Source organism: Thiothrix fructosivorans (genome assembly GCF_017349355.1).
GTDB lineage: Bacteria > Pseudomonadota > Gammaproteobacteria > Thiotrichales > Thiotrichaceae > Thiothrix > Thiothrix fructosivorans.
Genome location: NZ_JAFMPM010000007.1, coordinates 288,459 through 312,998, shown reverse-complemented (window position 1 = coordinate 312,998; position 24,540 = coordinate 288,459). Strand labels below are relative to the sequence as shown.

Sequence of the window (24,540 nt, the reverse complement as noted above, 5' to 3'; positions counted from 1 at the left end):
CCAACCACTTGGCAGGCGGGGCTGCGCCTTGCACCAGCGGTTACGGCTTCATCCACCAGATTGACCACGGTTTCGCGCTGTTGGGGTATGGTCATCATTCCGCGTCCTCCCACAGCGCATTGAACTTTTTTTGCAATATCAACAGGGCTGCACTTTCTGCCAAGGCTTTTTCCTTGCGCCGCAGGTCTTTCTCCAGTTGGCGGATTTGCTTGCGGGCATGTTTGAGGGATTCACTCCCTGTCTGCTCGCCAGTACCTACACCTGCGACACAGGCTTGTTTCCAGCGGGCTACTTGTTCGGGGTATAAACCTTTGCTGCGGCAATATTCGCCCACTTCGCTGGCATTCATACCGGCGGTTTCCAGCACGACCGCAAATTTCGCTTCACCACTCCAGCTTTCAGGGCTGGCTTTTCCACTTCCCGGCACGACGTGTCCTTCCTCTCTGGCTTGTTTCAGCCAATTATACAAGGTGGCTTCGCTGATGCCTTCGGCTTGGGCACAACGGGTATCGGACGGTTGTGCGGGGGCAATAGCTTGTTCAGCACAGTGGTTTTGCGTTCGGTAGCATAACGTGGCATGTTTTTATCCATTCCGTCCCCAATTGTCAAAATCAATAAAGGCGACAACTAGCCTGACATAGGGGGCACCGACCCACTTCTGATTTGGGGCAGTCGCGGTAAAGTTCTGTTCCAGCAGGTTGGGCGACACGGGCAATGAATGGCGGCTATGGGTGGTTGCCTTGAATTTCCGTGCCGCCTTGGCGACTAATCCTTGACGTTTCATGCTGTTGGCAATGGTTTTACGGTTGTAACACCATCCATCCTTCGCCAGTAATTGACATAAGCGCCAGGCACCATAGCAGCTTTTTTTGACCTGAAAAGCGGTGGCTACTCGTGTATCGAGCATTGCCTGGCGTTGCTCACGTTGCCGGGGTTTGGATTGCCGCTCCAGCCATTCATAGTAACTACTACGGGCAACACCCAACGCCTGACATAAACGGGGAATGCAGAATTCACGGCTATGTTGTTGAATAAACGCGTACTTCACTTGAGCTGTCTCGCAAAGTACGCGCTGGCCTTTTTTAGGATGGCGACCTCTTCTTGGGCGATCAGCAGTTCGCGTTTGAGTTTGGCTATTTCAGCCGCTTGCTCTTGTTCACGGCTGTTAACCGTTTGCTGCTGCGTTTGTTTGGCTCGCCAGCCGTAGAGTTGCGATTCATGTAAACCCAGTTGATGTGCTGCTTTTGCGTAACCAATGCGATCGGCTAGCTTCAGGGCTTCCTCTTTGTAGCTTGCGGAACGCCGTGTGTAAGGCTTGGTGGTTGGTTTGCTTGGTTTCATCTTTTACCTCAAGTGTCGAGTATAGTGTACTCACTTCTTGCGGTGTCCGGGTTTGCTGGGCTAGATCATACGTCGATGGGAAAGCGTATGCAATGGCGGGGGCAAGTGCCAACCATAACCGTATTGCTGGCAATTTATATGCATTGATTTGGAGTCATCAGCGCGGCAAACCTTGTGAACCGATGACCAGTGACATGCTGGTAAAAACCACCGCCAAGCGTTTTCGCTACCCCGACTTGATGGTGGTGTGTGACGATGACCCCTCGCAAGATACCTATGTCCGCGAAAGCCCGATTCTGATTGTGGAGGTGCTATCTGGCAGCACCCACCGCAAGGATAAAACCGAAAAACGCGCCGAATACCTCGCCTTGCCCAGCTTGTTGGAATACGTGCTGATCGAGCAAGACATTGCCGAAGTGGTGGTACAACGGCGCAGCGAGGCATGGCGTTCTACCTATTACTACCCCGGCTCAACCGTCACGCTGGAATCCATCGGCTTAACGGTCGCGGTCGAAGCCATTTACGAGCGCGTGGATAACGCCAACATGCGCGTGTTTTGGGCAGAATCAAATACCCAAACGTAAGCCCAGCAAGCATTCCCGATTTGCCTCATCCCGCTGGCGCTGTGCCACTTTGCGCTCATAGCTGGCCTGCGTCTTGACGAAGCGCAGCGTATAAGGCCGCCCCGATTTGAGGGTGGTCATGCTGACATCCAGCTTGGCTTGGTTGGCAGCAAGGCTATGCAGGCGGTGGGGCAGACCATCATCTTCTTCTTCGTCCTCTTCCCAGTAGCGTTTTTTGCGCCCATACGAACCGCTGTATTCCGCATAGCCGGATTCTTCTACCGACACCAAAGCCAGATACAGGTCGCAATGCTGTGTGCTGGGATGGATGGTGATAGGCTTTTAGTAGATAATGCTGCGATAGATTATCTGGTGTATTGGAGTGTTTTTGATTGAATAACATAATGACTAAGGCGGTTGATAACTACGCGGTCTTCGGCAACCCCATTGCCCACAGCAAATCCCCGCGCATCCATACCCTATTCGGCGCACAAACCGGCGAAGCGGTGGAATACGGCGCAATCTGTGCCGAGCCGGAAGAATTTGCCCAAGACGTAATGATGTTCCTCGTCGCAGGCGGCAAAGGTTGCAATATCACCGTGCCCTTCAAGCAAGAAGCGTGGGAGCTGGCGGACGAACTCAGCGATTACGCCGCCCGTGCCAAAGCCGTGAATACGCTGGCATTCCGCGATGATGGCACGATGGTCGGGCATAACACCGACGGTATCGGTATCGTGCGCGACTTGCAGCAAAACCACGGTATTGGCTTGCAGGGCAAACGCATTTTGCTGCTGGGTGCAGGTGGTGCAGTGCGCGGCGTATTGCAACCCTTGCTGGAAGCGCAACCCGCCAGTTTGTTCATTGCCAACCGTACTGCCGATAAAGCGGTGGAATTAGCGCACGATTTTGCTGCGTTCAGGCAAGTCTCCGGCGGTGGCTTTGCAGACATCAGTGGGCAATTTGATCTGATCATTAATGGTACGGCTGCCAGCTTGCAGGGCGAGTTACCGCCACTACCCGATGGGTGTTTGGCAAGTGGCGGTTGCACTTACGATATGATGTACAGCGTCAAGCCCACGGCATTCGTGGCATGGGGCAGGGGGCAAGGCGCAGTCCAAGCCTTGGATGGGTTGGGGATGTTGGTTGAGCAAGCGGCAGAAGCGTTTTGCATCTGGCGCGGTGTGCGTCCTGACACCGCGCCCGTGTTGGCGCAATTGCGGGAAGAGTTAAGCTGCCAGTAAATCCACGCCCGCCTGTTTGAGCATTTCACTCAAACGAATCAGCGGCAACCCCATCAAGGCGCTGGGGTCGTCGCCGTGCATACGCTTAAATAAGGTAATCCCTAAACTTTCCGAACGGAAACTGCCTGCACAGTTGTACGGCTGGTCTTTGCGCAGGTACGCATCAATCTCAGCATCGCTCAATTCGCGGAAATCCACCGCAAACGGCACGACATCCAACTGATACGAGCCATCACGGCTGTCATACAAGCACAAGCCCGTTAGGAATGCGACGGTTTGCCCTGATGAATGCTGCAATTGCTGCATGGCATTGGCATGGCTACCGGGTTTGCCGATCACTTGCTCGTGTAAAACTGCACACTGATCCGAACCAATAATCAACGCATCAGGGTGTTGTGCCGCGACGGCTTGCGCTTTTTGTAAGGATAAGCGTAACACCATGTCACGCGCACTCTCGCCATCCAGACGGGTTTCGTCGATGTCAGGGGCGGCAGTCTCGAAGGGGCAATGCAAGCGTTGCATCAGTTCGCGCCGATAAGGGGAGGTCGAGCCAAGGATCAAAGTTCGCGTCATCGTTTAGAGTATCCCAATAAAAAAACAGAAATTTCTTTACACATTATAGGCTGGATTCATATAATCCCGCGCTTATGTTGAACAGACTACCCGTAGACGTTAATCCCTTTAAACTGGTTGAGCAAGGAAGATGCTTAGCCGGTGTTGTGCCGTTGCAGCAATTACCGCGTTTAGCGGCGCTTGCTTTAGATGGAACGGAGGATATGGCAGTAACATTGGACTTCACCCGCAGTGCTGGTGGTCGCCCAATGATCAAAGGACATATCCGTGGCAAACTACTGTTGGAATGCCAACGCTGTATGCAGCCCGTGACGATTGACCTTGATGCGCCCCTACAAGTAGCACTGACAACGTTTGAGTCGGATGAACGTCCCGAACAAGAAGGCTTAGAGGCTTGGTTGATCGAGGATGAACGGCTGTTTATACAGGATTTCGTTGAAGATGAAATTCTTCTGGCTCTGCCCCTCGTGGCAAAGCATGAGCAGTGTGAACCGTTGCGCAAGTTGATTGAAGCCTTGCCGTCGGATGAGCCTGTTACAGAAAATGAGCAAGAGGATGTTGCGGCTAGTGCCAAAAAAAATCCCTTTGCAGTGTTAAAAAATTGGAAAAAACCGGAGTAACAGACTATGGCAGTCGGTCAAGCTCGAATGACTCGTTCAAAACGCGGTATGCGCCGTTCACACGACGCACTCTCTAACCCTACTTTGTCAGTGGATGCTACTTCAGGTGAAACGCACCTGCGTCACCACATGACCAAAGACGGTTTTTACCGTGGTCGTCAGATCATTAAAACGGCGGTTGCAGCGGATGACGAAGCGTAAGTGGTAACACGCTACGCTTTTTCACAACGAAATCGTACAGAATCGCGGGCTTGACCCGCGATTTTTTTTCAGGAGAGGGGATAGTATGGCTGAACGGTATCGCATCGCGCTGGATGCGATGGGTGGGGATCATGGGCTGTCAGTGGTAGTACCTGCCGCTTTAGAAGCCTTGAAACAACACAAGGATATTGCGTTGATCTTGGTGGGCGATGAAACTCAGATCAATGCCGCATTGACGCAACATAAAGCCACACCGACGGACAATCTCAGCATATACCACGCGTCTCAAGTGGTGCAGATGGATGAAGCCCCTGCTACTGCTCTGAAAAACAAAAAAGATTCCTCTATGCGGGTTGCCATTAATTTGGTGAAAGCGGGTGAAGCGGATGCAGCGGTGAGTGCAGGCAATACCGGCGCTCTCATGGCAACCGGACGTTTCGTCTTAAAAACCTTACCCGGTATCGATCGTCCTGCGATTTGCAGCATTCTGCCATCAATGAAAGGGCATACCCACATGCTCGACTTGGGTGCAAACGTCGATTCGGAAGCGGAACACCTCTACCAGTTCGCCCTCATGGGTTCAGAGCTCACCAAAGCCATCGACAATAACCCTAACCCCCGCGTCGGCTTGCTGAATATCGGGCAAGAAGCCATCAAAGGTAATGAGCAAGTTAAAGCTGCCAATGCGCTGTTGCAAGGTAGTCCCTTGAATTACATCGGTTATGTGGAAGGAGACGACATTTACCTTGGTAATGTCGATGTGGTGGTGTGCGACGGTTTTGTAGGCAATGTCGCGCTCAAAACCAGCGAAGGCTTGGCAAAAATGATTTCCGCGCACCTCAAGCAAGGTTTTAAAGCCAACCTGTTTACTAAATTAGCCGCGTTAATTTCCTTGCCCGTGTTGAAATCATTCCGCAACAAATTTGATCCTAGAGGGTATAATGGTGCAAGTTTGCTGGGGCTACAGGGTATTGTGGTTAAAAGCCACGGCGGCGCAGATAGTGTGGCGTATGCTAATGCGATTAGCATTGCCCGCACCGAAATTATCGAAAAAGTCCCCCAGCGTATTCACAAGCAGTTAGAAAATTTGCTCGTACAGAGGCAGACAGCATGATCTATTCACGTATTACTGGTACTGGCAGTTACTTGCCAGAAAAAATTCTGACCAATAAAGACCTCGAAAAAATGGTCGATACCACCGATGAGTGGATTTTTGAACGTACTGGTATCCGTGAACGTCACGTCGTCGAAACGGAAAGCGCCTCCGATCTAGCAGAACACGCTGCCCGTCGTGCCTTGGAAATGGCGGGGAAACGCCCTGAAGATGTTGATCTGATTATTGTCGGGACATCCACCCCCGACTTAGTGTTTCCAAGTACGGCGTGTTTGTTGCAAAGCAAGCTCGGTATTCGCAATGGTGCTGCGGCGTTTGATGTCAATGCTGCGTGTGCTGGCTTTGTATTTGCCTTGAGTATTGCTGATAAGTTTGTACGCACTGGCACAAGCAAATGCGCTCTGGTTGTGGGTGCAGAAGCTATGTCGAAGATCATGAACTGGGAAGATCGTGGTACGTGCATTTTGTTCGGCGATGGTGCAGGCGCTATGGTGATTGAAGCCAGTGACGAACCGGGTATCTTGTCTACACACGTTCATGCTGATGGTGCTTACGATCAGTTGTTAAACGTTAACGGTGGCATTTCGCGCGATTTAGACGTATTGCAACGCGATGGTCCGCAACTGCAAATGCGCGGCAACGAAGTCTTTAAGGTTGCCGTCAATACCTTAGGGCGCATTGTCGATGAAACACTGGAAGCCAATGGCATGACCAAAGCCGATGTGAATTGGTTAGTGCCGCATCAAGCCAATATCCGCATTATTCAAGCCACCGCGAAAAAATTGGATATGTCGATGGATCACGTTGTGGTCACGGTCGAAACGCATGGCAATACCTCCTCTGCCTCCGTGCCGTTGGCATTGGATACTGCCGTGCGTGACGGACGCATCAAGCGCGGTGAAATCATCTTGCTGGAAGCCTTCGGTGGTGGGTTTACGTGGGGTTCGGCCTTAGTGAAGTTCTAATGGCGACCGAAATCGAACGCAAATTTTTGCTGGTATCGGATGCGTGGCGAGCCTTAATCAGTCGCTCCGAATCCTTCCGCCAAGGCTATTTGAGCAGCAGCAAACGTGCCTCCGTGCGGGTGCGCATTGCTGATGACACCGCGACGCTCAATATAAAAGGCATGACCTTGGGCATTCAACGCCTTGAATACGAATACGAAATCCCGTTGCCTGACGCGACGGAATTGTTAGATCAGTTGTGCGAACGCCCACTGATTGAAAAGACCCGCCACTTCGTCGAGTTTGGCGGCAAACTGTGGGAAATCGATGAATTCCACGGTGACAACGCAGGCTTAATTGTCGCGGAAGTCGAACTCGATGCACCGAACGACGTAATCCCCATGCCCGTTTGGGCAGGTGCAGACGTTTCCCATTTGGAACGCTATTACAACGTCCGTCTTACGCAATATCCCTACAGCCAATGGTCGGCTGAGGAACGAGGTTAATTAAACAATGCTATTTTCTGAACTCGGCTTGTCCGAGCCGCTGTTGCGTGCCATCAGCGAACAGGGTTATGACACCCCAACCCCTATCCAAGCACAAGGCATTCCCGCCGTCCTTTCCGGTCGCGACATTATGGCTGCGGCGCAAACGGGCACAGGTAAAACCGCTGGTTTCACCTTGCCGATGCTGCATTTGCTCTCAGCTAATGGCAATCAGCCAAAATCCAACCACATCCGTGCTTTAGTGTTGACACCGACCCGCGAACTAGCGGCTCAAGTCGGCGAAAGTGTGCGCAATTACGGCAAAAACCTGCCACTGACCTCTACCGTCGTGTTCGGTGGCGTGAGTGCCAACCCGCAAATGATGGCGTTACGTCGTGGCTTAGACATTCTGGTGGCAACACCGGGGCGTTTGCTGGATTTATACGACCAAAATGCGGTGAAGTTTTCCCAAGTGGAAATGCTGGTGCTGGACGAAGCGGATCGTATGTTGGACATGGGTTTCATCCGCGACATCCGCAAAATTTTGGCGTTGTTGCCGAAACGTCGCCAAACTTTGATGTTTTCCGCGACCTTCTCCGATGACATCGTGGCGCTGACCAAGGGTTTATTGAATAACCCCGTGCAAATCTCAGTTAGCCCACGCAATGCAGCGGCAAATACGGTGACACAATCGGTTTTCTTGGTGGATAAAGCGCGTAAAACAGCGTTGCTGAGCCACTTGATCCGTGAAAATCAGTGGGAACAAGTGTTGGTATTCTCGCGCACCAAACACGGCGCGAACCGTTTGGCGGAAAAGCTGGAACGCGATGGCGTCACCGCAGCGGCAATCCATGGCAACAAAAGCCAAGGCGCACGTACCAAAGCTCTGGCGGATTTCAAGCAAGGCAATATTCGCGTGCTGGTAGCGACCGACATCGCGGCGCGTGGCTTGGATATTGAACAATTGCCACACGTGATCAACTTCGAGTTGCCGAACGTGTCGGAAGATTACGTGCATCGCATCGGGCGTACTGGGCGTGCGGGCGCGACGGGTGAAGCGATTTCCTTGGTCGAACCGGAAGAATACGGTTTCCTCAAAGGCATTGAAAAGCTCATTAAGCAGCAATTGCCACGTGAACCGTTGCCCACGATCAGCGTTGCGCCAACTCGTGCGTTGACTGCCGCCGAGATTGCCAAAGATGCGGAAGCGGATCGTCCTCGCCCTGCGCAGCATCGCCCCGCCAACCGTCGTAGCAGCTCGCAGAAGAGTGATGTCCGCAAAGCGGCTGGTTTGCCGCCGGTGAAGAAAGCGGAAGGTGCCGCAGCGAGCAAGCCGCGTCGTCGTCGCCCGAACAAGCCGAAAGCGGTCGCGTAAACCCCGCATTGTCAGCCGCTGCTCTTGGCAAGCGCGGCTGGCTGTGATTGAATGCCTGACTGATTTTTTGCTTATTCAGGCCAATCATGCAAACGACTGTTGATTTCAAAACACTGGCGGTAACGGGCGTGCAAGCCTTGCAACCCTATCAGCCCGGTAAACCCATCGAAGAGCTGGAACGCGAACTGGGGATTACCAATATCCTCAAACTGGCATCCAACGAAAATCCTTTGGGCAGCAGCCCGAAAGCGCAAGCGGCGCTGAATGCGGCGTTGCAAACGCTGGAGCTGTATCCTGATGGCAGCGGTTATCAGTTAAAAGCAGCGATTGCGGCGAAGTTTGGTTTAAACAGCAAGCAAATTACCTTGGGCAATGGCTCTAACGATGTGCTGGATATTATTGCTCGCGCTTACCTAGATAAAGACTGTTCTGCCGTGTTTTCGGAATTTGCGTTTGCGGTGTACCCGATTGCGATTCAAGCCGTTGGCGCTGAGTTACGCATGGCGAGAGCCAATTCACCCACGCATCACGCGATGCCTTACGGGCATAACTTGCCGAATATTGCGGCGAAAATCACGCATAACACCCGCGTGGTCTTCATTGCTAATCCCAATAATCCGACCGGAACGTGGTTAAACACAAGCGATTTACACCGCTTTTTGCAAACCGTACCGACCGATGTGATTGTGGTGATTGATGAGGCTTACACCGAATACGTGCAAGACCCTGAATTCCCCAATGCGTTGGCATGGTTGGATGAATTCCCGAATTTAATTGTGACGCGTACTTTCTCGAAAATTTACGGTTTGGCGGGGTTACGCGTGGGTTATGCAGCTTCTAGCCCCACAGTGGCGGATATGCTGAATCGAGTGCGTCAGCCGTTTAATGTGAATTCGCTGGCATTGGCAGCCGCGCAAGCGGCGTTAGATGACGATGAATTTCTGCAACAAAGCGTGGTAACCAATGCGGCAGGTTTGCAGCAATGGTTTGCGGCATGTGCAGAAAATGGCTGGGAATACATGCCGACGGTGGGCAATTTCATCACCATCAATATGCAGCGTCCAGCAGCGCCCTTATACGAGGCATTGCTGCGCGAAGGCGTGATTGTGCGCCCGATCGGGGGTTACGGGTTGCCGCAACATTTACGGATTACGGTCGGCACAGCAGCGCAAAATACGCGTTGTATCAATGCTTTGCAAAAGGTTCTTAACGCGTGATTAACAAACTGGTTATCTTTGGTGTCGGGCTGATCGGCGGATCATTGGCACTGGCATTGCGCGAAGCGCATTTCTGCAAAACGGTGGTGGGGTGCAGTCGCAATGCGGTGCACTTGCAAAAAGCCGTGGAGTTGGGCGTGATCGACAGCTTTAGCCTTGACCCTGCGGAGGCGGTACGCGATGCCGATATGGTGTTGCTGGCTGTGCCGATGGGCGCGATGCGGCACTTGTTGCAACAGATCAAACCAGCGTTGCCTGCGGATGCTATTCTGACCGATGCAGGTAGCACTAAAGGCAGTATCGTGGCGGAAGTGGCGCAAGTATTCGGCGCAAATTTCACGCGTTTTGTGCCGGGACATCCGATTGCGGGGCGTGAAAAAAGCGGAGTGGAAGCAGCGATTGCTGATTTGTACGTTAACCGCCGTGTGATTCTGACACCGCAGGCGCACACGGATGCCGATGCTGTTGCGAAGGTGGAGGCGATGTGGCGCGTCACGGGTGCAGTGTTGGAATCCATGCCCGTTGAATTGCACGATCAGGTATTGGCGGCGACCAGCCATTTGCCGCACTTGCTGGCATTTTCGCTGGTGGATACCTTGTTGAACATGCCGCAGCGTGAAGATATTCTGCGCTATGCAGCAGGTGGATTTCGCGATTTCACCCGCATTGCATCGAGTGATCCGGTGATGTGGCGGGATATTTTTCTGACCAATAAAGAAGCGATTCTCGCGGTGATTGCCGATTTCCAAGACAATCTTGGGAATTTTTACGACATGATTGCGGCGCAAGATGGCGAAGCCCTGCATCAGTGCATGACCAGAGCCAAACAAGCCCGTGACAATTATGTTGCCCAATTTGAAAAGCAGGAACAATAACGTGAGCCATTCCAGCACCAATCTACAATTCAACGTCCAACCCGGTGGCAGCTTGCAAGGCAAGGTGCGTGTTCCCGGCGACAAATCCATTTCGCACCGTTCCATCATGCTCGGTTCACTGGCGGAAGGCACAACCCACGTCAGCGGATTCCTACAAGGTGAAGATTGTCTTTGTACCCTGAATGCGTTTCGCATCATGGGCGTGAACATCGAAGGCCCTACCGATGATGGCAAAGTAACCATCCACGGGGTAGGGCTGCATGGCTTGCATGCTCCGTCGGGCGATTTGGAGATGGGCAATTCCGGTACATCCATGCGCTTGATGTCCGGCTTGATGAGTGGGCAAGCGTTTGATGTGCGGATGACGGGCGATGCTTCACTTTCCAAACGTCCAATGAAGCGCGTGACAGTGCCCTTAGCCAGCATGGGTGCGAAGATTGATGCGACCGCCACCGGCACGCCGCCGTTATTGGTACATGGCGGCAGCCCGTTGCACGGTATCCATTACGACATGCCGATGGCAAGCGCACAGGTGAAATCGTCGCTGTTGCTGGCGGGTTTGTATGCACAAGGTGAAACCTCGGTGACTGAACCAGCGCCAACCCGTGACCATACTGAACGCATGTTGCGCGGCTTTGGTTATGCGGTGAAAACCGATGGCAATCGCATTAGCCTACAAGGTGGTGGCAAACTGACTGCAACGGATATTGATGTACCCTCTGACATTTCCTCCGCTGCCTTTTTCATGGTGGGAGCAAGCATTGCCCCCGGTTCTGACCTGACGATTGAACACGTTGGTATGAACCCGACTCGCACGGGCGTGATCGCCATTTTGCGCTTGATGGGGGCGAACCTCGACGTGCTGAATGAGCGCGAAGTCGGCGGCGAACCCGTGGCGGATATTCGGGTGCGTGCTGCGTCCTTAAAAGGTATTCAAATTCCTGAAGCCCTAGTGCCATTAGCGATTGACGAATTCCCATCTTTGTTTATCGCGGCAGCGTTTGCGGAAGGGCAGACCGTGCTGACGGGAGCAGAAGAATTGCGTGTCAAAGAAAGTGACCGGATTCAAGTAATGGCGGATGGTTTGCTTGCGTGCGGTGTCGATGCACAACCTACGTCAGATGGTATTGTCATCAACCCCGGCAACTTCACGGGCGGCACGATTGATAGTCACGGCGACCACCGCATTGCGATGTCGTTTGCGATGGCAGCATTACGCGCTACTCAGCCGATTACGATCAATGATTGCGCCAATGTGAATACCTCGTTCCCCGGCTTTGTAGCGCTGGCAGCAAACGCTGGTGTGAAAATCACCATAGCTTAATCTGCTCACCGTTCGTAAGCGGTTCACTGCCGTTTGAGTCATTAGCTACGCTGTATCATCCTGTCTGCTCCTAGTGTTAGTACAGACAGGATGTTTGCGTGATGTAAGGAGTAGCAAAATGATCAATGTGAATAGCGCGGTAGTCGCTTCAGGTTCGCAAGCAAACCCCGCTTTGCTTGCCGATAAAAAAACACCCTCCACCAAGCTGCAAGCGCGTGACCTGCACGCGAATGATGCCAACATGGAATCCATCGTGTCGCGCTTGTTATGCCAAACGAAAGGTCACGGCAATAAAAGCGTGAAAACGGGCGGTTGGGGCGGTGAACAAATCGGCATGACGGTCAACAAAAACGGTGCATCGCTAGAGTTTGGGTGTGCGTCCGGCAGTATTGATCAACCGATTCGCACCAATGCCAAAGGCAATTTCTCGGTGGATGGCACGTTGACGCGCCGTATGGGGGTGATGCCCGCTGACCCCGAATTGCTGCCGAAGCCGCAGGATGTCACCTACAGTGGGAATGTCAAAGGCAACACCATGACGCTGGAGATTACCTCGAAAGCTGACGGAAGTTCATTGGGAAGCTATACCCTGACGTATGGTCAAACGCCACATATTTTTTACTGCGCTTAAGTGAACGGGTATTGCGTCATCGAGATTGTGTAGTATCCTCGTTCTCCCCGATTCAGACCGTTGGTTTTTTCCATGCACAACACGATTCCCGTTATTACGATTGATGGCCCGGCTGGGGCTGGCAAAGGCACTATTGCTTGTATGTTGGCGGATAAGCTCGGCTGGCACATGCTCGACAGTGGCGCGATTTACCGTGTTGCAGCGGTGGCAGCGTTACGGCGGGGTGTGAATTTACAGGATGAAAATACCCTCGCTGCGCTGATTCCTACACTCAATATTGAGTTTAAAGAAGGTGATGCGTGGTTGGATGGCGAGAAGGTAACGAGCGATATTCGTAATGAAATCTGTGCCAGTGCGACATCGCAAATCGCCGCGTTGCCTGCTGTGCGTGCTGCATTGTTGACCTTGCAGCGCAACTTTCGCCAGCTCCCCGGTATAGTTGCCGATGGGCGTGACATGGGAACTGTGGTGTTTCCTGATGCGCCGCATAAATTTTACCTGACTGCTAGTGCGGAAATCCGTGCAGAACGTCGCCTGAAACAGTTGAGCCAACAAGAACTTAGTGCTAAACTCTGTGACTTGATTCAAGACATCAATGCTCGCGACGAACGTGATACTAACCGCCCGGTAGCTCCCTTAAAACCTGCCGCTGATGCGTTAGTTATCGACACCAGTTCGTTGGATCAAGCCGAAGTTTTTGCCACCGTGTTGCACTACATCGCTTAAGCATTTCATTGAATACATTATTTTCTAGGGAGCCCTGACAGGAAGTCTGGGCTTTTTGCGTTTTAACCCGTCAACGCAGGATGCCGTGACGATAAACCACGTTATTTACAGGTATTTTTATTCATGACTGAAAGTTTTGCTGAACTGTTTGAAGAGAGCCTTTCCTACACCCAAATGCAGCCCGGCGCTCTGCTGAATGCAACAGTTCTCGAAGTCCGCTCCGATTTTATTATCGTGAGTGCTGGCCTGAAATCTGAAGGTGTCATTCCTGCTGAGCAGTTCAGAAATGAACGCGGCGAAGTCACTGTTAAGGTTGGTGATCTGGTTGAAGTAGCATTGGATACCGTCGAAGACGGTTTCGGTGAGACGCGCCTGTCCCGTGAAAAAGCGCGTCGTCTGCGTGCTTGGGAAATTCTGGAAGAAGCCTTCACCAATGATGAAATCGTCACCGGTATCATCACAGGTAAAGTCAAAGGTGGTTTCGTTGTTGAACTCAGCGATATCCGCGCCTTCTTGCCAGGCTCACTGGTTGATGTACGTCCAGTTCGCGACACTGCTTACTTGGAAAACAAGGAACTGGAATTCAAGCTCATCAAGCTGGATCAGAAGCGCAACAACGTCGTGGTTTCACGCCGTGCAGTCGTTGAAGAAGAATACAGTGCAGAACGCGACGCGCTGATGGAAAACCTGCAAGAAGGTCAAGTCATCAAAGGCGTGGTCAAGAACCTCACCGATTACGGTGCGTTCCTCGACCTCGGCGGCATCGACGGTCTGTTGCATATCACCGATATGGCTTGGAAGCGCGTCAAGCATCCTTCTGAAGTCGTTAATATCGGTGACGAAATCGACGTTAAAGTCCTCAAGTTCGACCGCGACAAAAACCGCGTTTCACTGGGTCTGAAGCAATTGGGTGAAGATCCATGGCAAGATCTGGTACGTCGTTACCCGTCTGGCACGCGCATCTTTGGTAAGGTCAGCAACCTGACCGACTACGGCTGCTTCGTGGAAATCGAAGACGGTGTTGAAGGTCTGGTTCACGTATCCGAAATGGATTGGACGAACAAAAACGTTAACCCAGCTAAGGTTGTTACCTTGGGTGACGAAGTTGAAGTCATGATTCTCGACATCGACGCAGAACGCCGCCGTATCTCCTTGGGTATGAAGCAATGCCAAGCTAACCCTTGGGATGAATTCGCTGGTACTCGCAACAAGGGCGACCGCGTTTCCGGTAAGATCAAGTCCATCACTGACTTCGGTATCTTCATCGGTCTGGATGGCGGTATCGACGGTCTGGTTCACTTGTCTGACATTTCTTGGAACGTGCCTGGCGAAGAAGCCGTGCGTAGCTACAAGAAAGGCGACGAAGTTGAAGCTGTTGTATTGGCAGTTGATCCTGAGCGTGAACGCATTTCTCTTGGCATCAAGCAGATGGAACAAGACCCGTTCTCCAACTTCGTGGCAGCCCATTCTAAAGGCAGCGTTGTGAAAGGTACTGTGGTTGAAGTCACGCCTAAAGCTGCGAAAATCGATTTGGGCGAAGGCATCGAAGGCATCCTGCGTGCTTCCGAACTGTCACGCGACCGCGTTGAAGATGCTCGCACTTTGCTGAAAGAAGGCGATACCGTTGAAGCGAAATTCATGGGTGTTGATCGCAAGACTCGCTCCATCAACCTGTCTATCAAGGCGAAGGATGATGAAGATGAATCACGTTTGATGCGTGAATACACGGGTCGTTCTACCAGCTCTGGTACCTCTTTGGGTGACATCTTCAAGGAACAGATGGGCGAATAAGCCTATCGGTCAGGATGACAAGTAGGCCAAGGATGGCCAACATTACTAACTTCCCGTCGCTTGTTCAGGAGTGGAATGGATGACCAAGTCTGAAATCATTGATATTTTGTCACGCAAGCAAAGCCATCTTAGCAGTCGGGACGTGGAATCGTCTGTCAAACTGTTGCTCGAAAAAATGAGTGAAGCATTATCGAGTGGCGGACGTATCGAAGTCCGTGGCTTTGGCAGTTTTTCTCTGCATCATCGTTCCGCCCGTAAGGGGCGTAATCCAAAAACGGGTGATCAGGTTGCGTTGCCACCTAAGCACGTGCCCCATTTCAAACCGGGTAAAGAATTGCGGGAACGCGTGAATGAATCGCGGGTTGGTTTCCCGATTCAGGATTAAATATCTATCGATTGCACACCGCAATCACGGAAGGGGAGGCACTAAGCCTCCTTTTTTACGTCTAAGGCATTATGCAAGAAATTCTATTTTTATTATTGCCCATCGCTTTTTATTCCGGTTGGCAAGCCGCGCGTAAGCGCTACAAAGGGCGCCAAGAACAACGCAAGGATATTTCCGTGCGTTTTGTGCAAGGCATTAACTATTTATTGAGTGAAGAACCTGACAAGGCGTTGGATGTCTTTCTCAATTACCCTGATATTGACGAATACACCGCCAATACTTTTCTGTTGCTGGGTAATTTGTTTCGCAATCGCGGCGAAATCAACCGTGCGTTGCGGATACACCAGAACCTAGTCGCCCGTTCGGATCTCAGTAAGGCGCAGCGTGCCTCAGCAATGCTAGCATTGGGTGAAGACTTTTTTGCGGCAGGTTTGTTGGATCGTGCTGAAAGTGTGTTCACAGAATTGCTCAAAGATGACCCGAAACACGCGGATGCATGTGAGCCATTGCGCAATATTTACGAGCAATTGCACGAATGGGATAAGGCGATTGAGATTACTCAATACGCTCAGCAGCGCAGTAAAGTAGATCGTAGTCGTTTGATTGCACACTATTATTGCGAATTGGCGACGCAAGAATTGCAAAAGCAAAACTTGTTTCGTGTCGAAGAAACCATTAAAAAAGCAGCGAAGGCTTACCCTGCCTCGGCGCGTGTGTTGGTATCCAAAGGCGATTTGGCGTATGCCCGCGCCCAACGCGAGGAGGCGTTGGAGTTTTACCGCCAAGCGATTGAAAAAGATACGCGCTTGCTAGGTGTGTTATTTAACCAGTTGCTGAATAATTTTAACCATAAAGATGAGCTGGAACGGCTGTATAGCTTTGTTCAACACGCCTTTACCAAAACGCAGGATGCCAAGTTGTTTGGCTATTTACTGCAATTAGCACGTAAATTGGGCAAAATTACCGAGATGCGCACACAGGTTGAAGAGCATTTAACCAAGGGCAAGCCCACGCTGAATACTTTGGTGCATTCCAGCGATGTATTGGCGCATTTGTGGCAAGAGGAAAAAATTTGCGATATACCACAATTGCAAACCGCCTTGCAGCGCTTATCTGCCAGCCAACCGGATTTCCAGTGCGCCCAGTGTGGGTATAAAATGCACGGTTATTTGTGGCGCTGTCCTGCTTGCCATCAGTGGGATACGGTCAGTAACGTTTAACTTTTTAGGAATATTGCATGTCTAGCCGTTTAATTATTGCCCTTGATTTTGCCACTGCTGCACAAGCCTTGGCGTTTGTCGCACCGCTGACTCCGGCACAATGCAAGCTCAAGGTCGGCTTTGAATTGTTCGTGGCGGCAGGCCCTGAGTTTGTACGGCAACTGACTGGACGGGGTTTCGACGTATTCTTGGATCTGAAATTCCATGATATTCCCAATACCGTCGCTTCGGCGTGTAAAGCGGCGGCGGGTTTAGGCGTGTGGATGATCAATGTACACGCCTCTGGTGGTGCGAAGATGATGACCGCTGCACGAGAAGCCTTGCAGGGTGTGGAAAATCCTCCGAAGTTGATTGCGGTAACGGTGTTGACCTCAATGGATCAGGCGCAATTGGCTGGCACAGGCGTATCCGCAGAACCCGTGCAGCAAGTGCAACATTTGGCACAACTGACCGCTAGCAGTGGTTTGGATGGCGTGGTGTGTTCTGCGCAAGAGGCAGCCATGTTACGGCAGGCGTTAGGTGAAGATTTCTTATTGGTAACGCCGGGTATTCGCCCCACAGGCAGTGATCAGGGGGATCAATCCCGCGTCATGACACCTGCGCAAGCCAAGGCAGCCGGTGTGAGTTACGTGGTGGTGGGACGCCCGATTACGCAGGCGGTTGATCCGCAAGCGGTGATTGTGCAAATTAACGCCGATTTGGCTTAAGTGCTAAGTAGATGTTGGGCTTCTTTTTGCATCGTGCCGCGTGAGAAGATGAGCTTCCAGCGATTGCCACCTGCTTGCCGCCACAGTAATGCCGCTCGTACCCCTGCCAGCAGTAATGCCCGAATTTTTGCCGCATTTTCTGGATTGGCAAGGTGGCTTTGATCACCTTTGATCATAATGCGTGGTCCTAAGGTACTGATGGTGGTGGTATAGATTTCGGCGAGGCGAGCCACCATATTGGGGTGCGTCATCGCAAAGAAGTCCAGTTGCTGTTGAGCTGTTTCGATATTCTTCAGCAGGGTTTGGAACATATCGGGGTCGTTGGCGAGTTTCTTTTCCAGATACAGCAAGTTGACAGCGTAACGGGTGGCTTCGATGTCTTTGGGTTTGCCATCGGGTGTCATATTGCCTGCGCCGAGTTGATGCATCAGCACTTTGAAGCCAGTACGCAGTTTGCCAATGCCGCCATACAGCGCTTCAGCGGAATGATTGTCTTCGGTCAACACGCTGTTGAGGCACGCTTCAAACAATTCACTGTCGATTTTGCCATTGGCGGCGATTTGGCTGACACCTTCCACACATTGGAATAAGGCGGCAAGGGCGATGGTTCGGTTGCGAGTATTGGCTTCCACAGGGTTTTATCAAATCCAGTTCTGATTGTTTATTGAAAGAGGATAAGGGTTTACCGAAATAATTCAAGTTAGCCCTACGGATTAGGGCACTCTTTCTCCATCGCGTCGATAATGCCACCGCCAAGGCACACCTCATCCTGATAGAACACGATGGATTGCCCCGGCGTAATCGCCCGTTGTGCGTTGGGGAAGCACACGTTACAGCGCTGCCCGTCGAGTATTGCTACATGGCAGGTTTCTTCTACTTGGCGGTAACGTACTTTGGCTTTGCATTCAAAGGTTTGTGCGGGCGGTTTACCTGTGACCCAATGCAATTGCGAGGCTAACAGGAAATGTTTCATCAGCAAGTCGTGTTGATGCCCTTGGGTAACAATCAGGCGGTTATTTTCCATGTCTTTGTCGACCACGAACCACGGCGTTTCGTCTGCGTCTTTACGCCCACCGATGCCTAAGCCTTGGCGCTGACCGAGGGTGTAATACATTAAGCCGTGGTGTTTGCCGATGATTTCACCGTCAGGAGTGACGATATTGCCGGGTTGTGCGGGCAAAAAGCGTTGCAGAAAATCGCGAAACTTACGTTCACCGATAAAGCAGATACCCGTACTATCTTTTTTGCGAGCGGTGGTGAAATTGGCGGCTTCTGCCAGTTCGCGCACGCGACTTTTTTCCAATTCACCGACCGGAAACAGGCTGCGTTGCAATTGGTGTTGTTGCAGGGTGTAGAGGAAATAGGTTTGGTCTTTGTTGTTATCCACGCCTTTGAGCATTCGTACCGTGCCGTTGGGGGCACGCGCAATGCGTGCATAATGCCCTGTGGCGATGTAGTCCGCACCCAGTTCCAGCGCCAGCTCAAGGAAGGCTTTGAACTTGATTTCCTTGTTGCACATAATGTCGGGGTTAGGGGTGCGCCCTGCGCGGTATTCATCCAAGAAATAGGTGAACACGTTGTCCCAGTATTCGCTGGCGAAATTGCGCGTGTGTAGCGGAATGCCTAATTGGTCGGCAACGGCTTGCGCATCGGCAAGGTCAACGGTCGCCGAACAATAATCGTCAGTGTCGTCTTCCTCCCAATTCTTCATGAACAAGCCTTCGACTTGGTAGCCTTGTTTGAGCAATAACAGGGCGGCGACGGAAGAATCGACTCCGCCGGACATGCCGACAATCACTTTTTGCTTCATGTTAGTCATTGGCGATGAAATATTGCAGGCTGTCGAGGGAATGGCGTACTCCAGATTCATACATATCCAGCGAGCGCCCAACCAGTTCACTGCGCCAGATGCACGGCTGCTGATTACGGATTTGTTCGCGGGTCAGAAAGTGGACGGCGGTAATGTCGGGGTCAATTTGGTAGCCGGGGACAGGTTCGAGTAGCGTGCCAGTGAAGGTGAAGCGCAAATACACGCGGTTAGGGTCGTCGCGGTGCATATGGAAAATGCCGAGTAGGGCGGTCGGCTCAAAGTTCCAGCCGGTTTCTTCCAGCGTTTCGCGCCGCACGGCATCCAGCAGACTTTCGCCGTGCTCCATGTGTCCAGCGGGTTGGTTGATGGTCATTTGCCCAAAGTGCATTTCTTCCACCATCAGAAAGCGGTTGTCGTGTTCAATGACACTGGCGACGGTGACGCGGGGTTTCCAAACCATAATGAGCATCCTGTGGGGGCGAAAGGGACTATTCTACACAATATGCTAAACTGAACGCATCCTTATCACCGCCAATCGTCACGATGAATAGACATTTTAACACTTCAGGCTCTGTCGTCCCCGGTAAGCATTACTGCATTGACCCGATGCACCGTCTTGATTGGGAAGATGTGCATCACTTGATTGCTACCGAAAAATACTTTGTGTTACATGCGCCGCGCCAAACGGGTAAGACCAGTACCTTGCTAGCGATGGTGGATGTGTTCAACCAAAGCGGCGAATACCACGTGCTTTATGTCAATATTGAGGGCACGCAAGCGGCGCGTGAACAATTCACGATACGACCTGATTTAAATGAGCCATGGTCATTGATGCTAACGACTACGAATTGTCCATTTTAGACTGGGATCATTTCTGAAATAAGAAGTGAGCGATGACCCAAAATCCCCCCACAATACCGAGTGTTCCTGCCCATGCGAGGATGCCTTTTGCCAAGGTTTCGAGGTGTTGGTACGGTGATTGAGTTTTGCGGATGCGCGAACGTGGTTTGTTTTTCTGTTGTGTCATGTGTAATTGAGCCGTTTATTGTTGTGATTTGGTTGAGAAAGCTGAGGCATAACCACCGCATTGGGGGAGGGAATTCATTCCCAGATATTTCCTTATACGAACGGAAAAAAGGGGAAACATTAAGTTCCCCCCAACTTCTCGCATAACAACTAGACGGGTTATTTTACAGGCAATGTAACAGTTTTGCTGTTGTTACTGGTGTTGTTGTCGCCGGTGTTTGATGTCGCTGTGCCTGTTATGGTGAGGCTACCAGCCACAGCAGGGCGCAGATAGATGTAACGGTTACGGGATTGCCCCTTAGCCAAATCACCAAAACTGCACACGACTTCTACGGAGGAATTCACACATTCCGCAGCACCGGATACCCAAGTGGTATTGGCAGGCATGGGCAAAACAAACCGGGCGTTTTTCGCTAGGTCATTGCCATTGTTCTTTAATACGAAGTTGAATCCAATCGAACTCCCTTTGTTAACGCTGGTGGCGGTCGAATTGAAGGTTGTCAGTGCCATGTCCGCATTGCCAGTGGCTGGCGGTGGGGCTGTGGCAATAGTCATGCTAAGTGTCTGCGTATCGTTCAAGCCCTTGCTGTCAGTCACTTTCACGCTGAAGCTGGCTGTACCTGAAGCTGAAGGCGTGCCGCTGATGACACCTGCCGCACTGAGTAATAAGCCCGTAGGCAGACTACCGCTACTGACAGACCAGCCATAAGGGGCTGTGCCATTGCTGGCTTTCAGGGTTGCGTTATAGGCTGTGCCTACTGTCGCTGCTAACAGGGATGTGGTGGTAATATCCGGCGGCAAAACCACTGGCTGGGCGGCTACGGTCATGCTGATAGCTTGCGTGTCAGTGGTGGCGTTCTTATCGCTGACTGACAGCGTGAAATTGAACGTCCCAGCGGTGGTGGGTGTGCCTGTAATCTTGCCGTCACTCCCTAACAACAATCCAGTAGGTAGACTACCAGCAGCTAATGACCAAGTGTATGGTGCTGTGCCGCCACTAACGCTGACTTGTGCTGCGTAGATTGTACCAACCATTCCGTTAGACAGAGCGGTAGAGGTTATGTTCACAGCCGGAGGTGGTGGAGGTTCAGCAGCGTTAATGGCGGGTAATGCCGCCTTGAGGTCTACCGTAGTTTTGGTGTGTTCGTTGGGGTAGCTGTTCCAGCTACGGTAGATACCGAAGTTTGGCTCGTTGTAGTGGAACAATTGGCGGCTAATACCGAAATGGTCAAACGAGGCATTGGCGTGTTGCAACCATGTTGTGCCGTTTACGCCTGCCAATTCGTATTTCTCGAACGTGACCCCGTATTCACCAATATTGAATGGCACGGTGAAGCTGTCGGTGGCGGTATCGTAGAATTCACTCAAGCCTTCCCCCTCTCGGAGTTGCTGTTTGAACTGTGCTAATGTACCCACGTAAGGCGTGTTGTTGGTATGTGAACCTGCCCAACTCCACGGTTCATACCAGTGGACATCGTACAGGATATTATTATCCGCTAGCTTATACATGCCGATGTCGCTGGGATGGAAAGACACTTCCACGTCAATCAAATGGTTACTGTCCACTGCTCGGATTTTGTTGATCAGGGTTTGGGCGTAGGTAAACCAGTTATTGATGTGCGGTTCGTTAATCAGATCATAAGCGGCGATGGTGGTTTCATTGCGGTAACGCTGAGCGATTGCCACCCACAAATCCTCCAAGCGTTTTTTCAGGTCAGCACGACTACCAAACCCAGTGAAGTCGTTGCTTTGGTAGCCACCGGGTGGTACATGCATATCCAATATCAGACGCAAACCGTTTTGTTTTGCCCATTGGATGTGGCGGTCAACCAATGCCCAACCTTCATTCTTGTAGACACCGGGCGCGGTGCTGCTCTCAAACAGGTTGTAAGACAGCATCAGGCGCACACTGTTGAAGCCGAGGTCACGGATTTCCTTGTAAGACGCTTCATCAACATTCTTGTATTTGAAATCATCAAGGGGCGGTGGTGGGTCAACATCAGTACCCAGATCATACAGGTAAACGTTAACCCCTTTCATCAGGAACGGGGTTTTCTGCGTCCCCATCACCAAACGATTGCCATCCGCATAGATTAACGTTGAGGTATCCAACGTTGCTGGCGGTTGGTAGCCAACCTCTTCTGTGGTCAGCGGTTTTACAAACGCCTCATCCACATGGAACGGTTTATTGGCGGCCCCGCTAATACAGACTTTGAGCGTATCGGTAGGGGTAAAACTGGCTTTCCAAACGCCAAAAACCCGTGTCCATTTGTCTGGATAAACCCCAGCATCGTAGCTGGATTGTTCACCGTCCAAGGTGATCGGGGTCGCGCCGTTCTTGATCAAACCAAGGGAAAGGTTGGCAGAACTGCCCACGCCGCTGCTTAAGCGTACCCGCGCTCCAAATTCGTAGAGTGTGCCATTTTGCAGGTTGGCAGTATTCAGTGCGTACAGTGCCCCGGTAGGACACCCGCTATAGGCGGAATCGACTTTCATCCCAGCTTGTCCAGCATACGCAGCTACTGGATCAAGTGTGAGAATAGATTTAGTACTTGTCCACGGCATGATACCGCTTTCAAAGCCACCGTCGGTTAGTAAATTGCCCGCCGTCGCCGCTTGTACCGCCATAGCTAACGGCACGGCATAGAAATACGCTTTGCTCACTTTCATGTGTCACTCCCTCTACTGTTGTATGATGCAAGTATCAATAAGGTAACATTTGTACAAGTTAAAATCTTGCGTCGATCGTATTGGTTTATGACTTAAGTTGATTTATGTCATAATTTTTCAAGTTTCCTTTTTCTTTACAAAAGCAGTAAACGAGGGGTTTGAAGCAGCTACCACAAAACCCACCCAAACTTCTCCAATCTTTGTCATTTTGGAGAAGTTGTAAGGCACAGACTACCGTTCATCTGTCGATAGCAACATCAAAAACACCCACCCCTAGACACAAAACCTGCTGTATTGCATCCTATCCCTCATGATTATCAGCCACAAAATCTGCCTAGACCCCAACAATAAACAAGCCACGTACTTGGCGAAAGCCGTAGGTACAGCTCGGTTTGCTTACAACTGGGCGTTGGCGGAATGGCAAACCCAATACGCCGCGTGGAAAGACGACAATACTCAGCCCAAACCCAATCAAATGAGCTTGCGCCGCCAATTGAACGCCATCAAGCGTGAACAATTCCCGTGGATGCTCGAAGTCACCAAAAACGCTCCACAAATGGCGATTATCCAACTGGGGCAAGCGTTCAACAACTTTTTTGCCGGACGTGCCCAGTACCCGCAGTTCAAAAAGAAAGGCAAGAGCCGTGACAGTTTCACCCTCACCAACGATCAATTTTCGCTTGATGCTTCCCGCATCCGCATTCCCAACCTTGGGTTAGTACGGATACGGGAAACGTTACGCTTTTTCGGCAAAATTCTTTCTGCCACGATTTCCCGCACCGCTGACCAGTGGTTCGCCAGCATCACCGTGGATACGGATCAAAACCACCTCCCGCCTGCCGAAAACCAAGGCACGGTGGGGGTGGATTTGGGCGTATCCGCACTGGCAACGTTATCAACGGGGGAAAAAGTTACAGGAGCAAAGCCGCATAAAGCCTTGCTTTCACGCCTAAAACGGCTATCCCGCAGCCTGTCGCGCAAGGTCAAAGGCAGTGCCAACCGCCACAAAGCCAAGGCAAAACTGGCAAGGCTTCACGCCAAGATAGCCAACATCCGCCAAGACAGTTTGCACCAACTCACTACGGATTTAACCCGCCGTTTCCACACCATCGGCATTGAAGACTTGAACGTATCGGGCATGGTGAAAAATCGCCATTTATCCCGTGCCATCAGTGATATGGGGTTTTTCGAGTTTCGCCGTCAACTGGAATACAAGGCGGGAATGCGGGGTGCGGTGGTCGTAGTGGCTGATCGGTTTTTTGCCTCCAGCAAGACTTGTTCTGCCCCCGGCTGTGGGCATAAAGTGGACAAATTACCACTATCGGTACGCGAATGGACTTGCCCCGTTTGTGGCGCAGTTCATGACCGTGATGTAAACGCTGCCAAGAATTTGCAAGAGTATGCTTCGGCTACGCTCAGCAACCACGCCGTGAGTTCCACGGTGTCGGCCTGTGGAGGGGAAGGCTCTGGTCTTGGGCGGAAGCCGAAGACGAAACCAGCCCCAATGAAGCAGGAATTTAACCGCAAACTTGACCTTGGTTAAGTTTGCATAAGTTTAAAAGAACGGCAGCAGGTATGGGTTATTTGCTCAGCTTAATTACGTCGTCTTCCACCTAGCCACTTGAATGCAGCAATTCCCGCTATCCGCCCAGAATCCGAGTTTCGCCCGCTTGCGACCGCTTTGATTAATGCTTTGCTTGG

29 protein-coding genes are annotated in these 24,540 nt (G+C 51.6%); 19 read left to right on the top strand and 10 right to left on the bottom strand.

Going from position 1 to position 24,540, the window contains the following annotated elements:
- Nucleotides 1-94 precede the first annotated feature (94 nt).
- From J1836_RS14275 to J1836_RS14265, 3 genes are all read right to left on the bottom strand, one after another.
- On the bottom strand, nucleotides 95-427 hold the full coding sequence (locus J1836_RS14275; protein ID WP_207251811.1) for a transposase: 333 nt from the start codon (nucleotides 425-427) through the stop codon (nucleotides 95-97).
- 156 nt (nucleotides 428-583) lie between these two features.
- The gene (locus J1836_RS14270; RefSeq protein ID WP_207251810.1) at nucleotides 584-1,048 is read right to left on the bottom strand and encodes an IS3 family transposase; all 465 of its coding nucleotides are present in this window, start codon (nucleotides 1,046-1,048) and stop codon (nucleotides 584-586) included.
- A complete protein-coding gene (locus J1836_RS14265; protein WP_207251809.1) occupies nucleotides 1,045-1,341 on the bottom strand; it encodes a transposase in 297 nt (98 codons plus the stop codon). Before J1836_RS14265 ends, J1836_RS14270 begins: the two co-directional genes overlap by 4 nt.
- Between J1836_RS14265 and J1836_RS14260 the strand changes: the two genes are divergently transcribed.
- Nucleotides 1,236-1,925, top strand: coding sequence for a Uma2 family endonuclease (locus tag J1836_RS14260; protein WP_307792583.1), 690 nt, complete (start codon nucleotides 1,236-1,238; stop codon nucleotides 1,923-1,925). The two genes, J1836_RS14265 and J1836_RS14260, sit on opposite strands and share 106 nt — an antisense overlap.
- Here J1836_RS14260 and J1836_RS14255 read toward each other — a convergent pair.
- Nucleotides 1,908-2,195, bottom strand: coding sequence for a hypothetical protein (locus tag J1836_RS14255; protein ID WP_207251807.1), 288 nt, complete (start codon nucleotides 2,193-2,195; stop codon nucleotides 1,908-1,910). The genes J1836_RS14260 and J1836_RS14255 overlap by 18 nt on opposite strands.
- A gap of 113 nt (nucleotides 2,196-2,308) precedes the next feature.
- Here J1836_RS14255 and aroE point away from each other — a divergent pair, with 113 nt between their 5' ends.
- Nucleotides 2,309-3,145, top strand: a complete 837-nt coding sequence (aroE, locus tag J1836_RS14250; protein WP_207251806.1) for a shikimate dehydrogenase — start codon at nucleotides 2,309-2,311, stop codon at nucleotides 3,143-3,145.
- Here the strand turns inward: aroE and J1836_RS14245 are convergent.
- Nucleotides 3,131-3,718: a Maf family protein gene (locus tag J1836_RS14245; protein ID WP_207251803.1), complete on the bottom strand. Its 588-nt coding sequence runs from the start codon at nucleotides 3,716-3,718 to the stop codon at nucleotides 3,131-3,133. The two genes, aroE and J1836_RS14245, sit on opposite strands and share 15 nt — an antisense overlap.
- Nucleotides 3,719-3,921: 203 nt before the next feature.
- Between J1836_RS14245 and J1836_RS14240 the strand changes: the two genes are divergently transcribed.
- The 15 genes from J1836_RS14240 to pyrF all read left to right on the top strand — a co-directional run bounded on the left by J1836_RS14240 (nucleotide 3,922) and on the right by pyrF (nucleotide 17,333).
- Nucleotides 3,922-4,338 (top strand): YceD family protein, encoded by a 417-nt coding sequence (locus tag J1836_RS14240; protein WP_242632859.1) that lies wholly within the window; start codon nucleotides 3,922-3,924, stop codon nucleotides 4,336-4,338.
- A gap of 6 nt (nucleotides 4,339-4,344) precedes the next feature.
- On the top strand, nucleotides 4,345-4,539 hold the full coding sequence (rpmF, locus tag J1836_RS14235; RefSeq protein WP_207251800.1) for a 50S ribosomal protein L32: 195 nt from the start codon (nucleotides 4,345-4,347) through the stop codon (nucleotides 4,537-4,539).
- An 85-nt stretch (nucleotides 4,540-4,624) separates the two neighbouring features.
- Complete coding sequence (plsX, locus tag J1836_RS14230) at nucleotides 4,625-5,653, top strand: phosphate acyltransferase PlsX (RefSeq protein ID WP_207251799.1); 1,029 nt, start codon at nucleotides 4,625-4,627, stop codon at nucleotides 5,651-5,653.
- On the top strand, nucleotides 5,650-6,618 hold the full coding sequence (locus J1836_RS14225) for a beta-ketoacyl-ACP synthase III (RefSeq protein WP_278189496.1): 969 nt from the start codon (nucleotides 5,650-5,652) through the stop codon (nucleotides 6,616-6,618). The genes plsX and J1836_RS14225 overlap by 4 nt, the downstream gene beginning before the upstream one ends.
- Entirely contained in the window at nucleotides 6,618-7,103 is a 486-nt protein-coding gene (locus J1836_RS14220; protein WP_207251798.1) for a CYTH domain-containing protein, read from the top strand. Before J1836_RS14225 ends, J1836_RS14220 begins: the two co-directional genes overlap by 1 nt.
- Before the next feature lie 7 nt (nucleotides 7,104-7,110).
- A complete protein-coding gene (locus tag J1836_RS14215) occupies nucleotides 7,111-8,457 on the top strand; it encodes a DEAD/DEAH box helicase (RefSeq protein WP_207251797.1) in 1,347 nt (448 codons plus the stop codon).
- An 86-nt stretch (nucleotides 8,458-8,543) separates the two neighbouring features.
- Nucleotides 8,544-9,674 carry a histidinol-phosphate transaminase gene (gene hisC, locus J1836_RS14210; protein ID WP_207251796.1) on the top strand — a complete coding sequence of 377 codons (1,131 nt, stop codon included), beginning with the start codon at nucleotides 8,544-8,546 and terminating at the stop codon, nucleotides 9,672-9,674.
- Nucleotides 9,671-10,549, top strand: a complete 879-nt coding sequence (locus J1836_RS14205; RefSeq protein WP_207251794.1) for a prephenate dehydrogenase — start codon at nucleotides 9,671-9,673, stop codon at nucleotides 10,547-10,549. The genes hisC and J1836_RS14205 overlap by 4 nt, the downstream gene beginning before the upstream one ends.
- Nucleotides 10,518-11,873 carry a 3-phosphoshikimate 1-carboxyvinyltransferase gene (gene aroA, locus J1836_RS14200; protein ID WP_207251822.1) on the top strand — a complete coding sequence of 452 codons (1,356 nt, stop codon included), beginning with the start codon at nucleotides 10,518-10,520 and terminating at the stop codon, nucleotides 11,871-11,873. Before J1836_RS14205 ends, aroA begins: the two co-directional genes overlap by 32 nt.
- Before the next feature lie 118 nt (nucleotides 11,874-11,991).
- A complete protein-coding gene (locus tag J1836_RS14195; protein WP_207251793.1) occupies nucleotides 11,992-12,504 on the top strand; it encodes a hypothetical protein in 513 nt (170 codons plus the stop codon).
- Between the two features lie 72 nt (nucleotides 12,505-12,576).
- Complete coding sequence (gene cmk, locus J1836_RS14190; RefSeq protein ID WP_207251792.1) at nucleotides 12,577-13,230, top strand: (d)CMP kinase; 654 nt, start codon at nucleotides 12,577-12,579, stop codon at nucleotides 13,228-13,230.
- Nucleotides 13,231-13,353: 123 nt separating this feature from the next.
- Nucleotides 13,354-15,021: a 30S ribosomal protein S1 gene (gene rpsA / locus J1836_RS14185; RefSeq protein ID WP_207251791.1), complete on the top strand. Its 1,668-nt coding sequence runs from the start codon at nucleotides 13,354-13,356 to the stop codon at nucleotides 15,019-15,021.
- Between the two features lie 79 nt (nucleotides 15,022-15,100).
- Nucleotides 15,101-15,406, top strand: a complete 306-nt coding sequence (locus tag J1836_RS14180) for an integration host factor subunit beta (RefSeq protein ID WP_207251790.1) — start codon at nucleotides 15,101-15,103, stop codon at nucleotides 15,404-15,406.
- Between the two features lie 71 nt (nucleotides 15,407-15,477).
- Nucleotides 15,478-16,626, top strand: a complete 1,149-nt coding sequence (locus J1836_RS14175) for a hypothetical protein (protein WP_207251789.1) — start codon at nucleotides 15,478-15,480, stop codon at nucleotides 16,624-16,626.
- Nucleotides 16,627-16,643: 17 nt separating this feature from the next.
- Entirely contained in the window at nucleotides 16,644-17,333 is a 690-nt protein-coding gene (gene pyrF, locus J1836_RS14170) for an orotidine-5'-phosphate decarboxylase (RefSeq protein ID WP_207251788.1), read from the top strand.
- On the opposite strand, the gene hflD is transcribed toward pyrF, so the two are convergent.
- The 3 genes from hflD to J1836_RS14155 all read right to left on the bottom strand — a co-directional run bounded on the left by hflD (nucleotide 17,330) and on the right by J1836_RS14155 (nucleotide 19,603).
- A complete protein-coding gene (gene hflD / locus J1836_RS14165; RefSeq protein WP_207251787.1) occupies nucleotides 17,330-17,965 on the bottom strand; it encodes a high frequency lysogenization protein HflD in 636 nt (211 codons plus the stop codon). The two genes, pyrF and hflD, sit on opposite strands and share 4 nt — an antisense overlap.
- Before the next feature lie 74 nt (nucleotides 17,966-18,039).
- A complete protein-coding gene (gene mnmA, locus J1836_RS14160) occupies nucleotides 18,040-19,143 on the bottom strand; it encodes a tRNA 2-thiouridine(34) synthase MnmA (RefSeq protein WP_278189500.1) in 1,104 nt (367 codons plus the stop codon).
- A gap of 1 nt (nucleotide 19,144) precedes the next feature.
- Nucleotides 19,145-19,603 (bottom strand): NUDIX hydrolase, encoded by a 459-nt coding sequence (locus J1836_RS14155; RefSeq protein WP_207251784.1) that lies wholly within the window; start codon nucleotides 19,601-19,603, stop codon nucleotides 19,145-19,147.
- Nucleotides 19,604-19,686: 83 nt separating this feature from the next.
- Between J1836_RS14155 and J1836_RS14150 the strand changes: the two genes are divergently transcribed.
- Nucleotides 19,687-20,004 carry a hypothetical protein gene (locus tag J1836_RS14150; RefSeq protein WP_207251782.1) on the top strand — a complete coding sequence of 106 codons (318 nt, stop codon included), beginning with the start codon at nucleotides 19,687-19,689 and terminating at the stop codon, nucleotides 20,002-20,004.
- Between the two features lie 7 nt (nucleotides 20,005-20,011).
- Here J1836_RS14150 and J1836_RS14145 read toward each other — a convergent pair whose 3' ends face one another.
- A complete protein-coding gene (locus tag J1836_RS14145; RefSeq protein WP_207251780.1) occupies nucleotides 20,012-20,170 on the bottom strand; it encodes a hypothetical protein in 159 nt (52 codons plus the stop codon).
- A gap of 158 nt (nucleotides 20,171-20,328) precedes the next feature.
- A complete protein-coding gene (locus J1836_RS14140) occupies nucleotides 20,329-22,839 on the bottom strand; it encodes a cellulase family glycosylhydrolase (protein ID WP_207251779.1) in 2,511 nt (836 codons plus the stop codon).
- Nucleotides 22,840-23,149: 310 nt separating this feature from the next.
- Here J1836_RS14140 and J1836_RS14135 point away from each other — a divergent pair, with 310 nt between their 5' ends.
- Complete coding sequence (locus J1836_RS14135) at nucleotides 23,150-24,382, top strand: RNA-guided endonuclease InsQ/TnpB family protein (RefSeq protein ID WP_207251777.1); 1,233 nt, start codon at nucleotides 23,150-23,152, stop codon at nucleotides 24,380-24,382.
- Nucleotides 24,383-24,540: the final 158 nt, after the last annotated feature.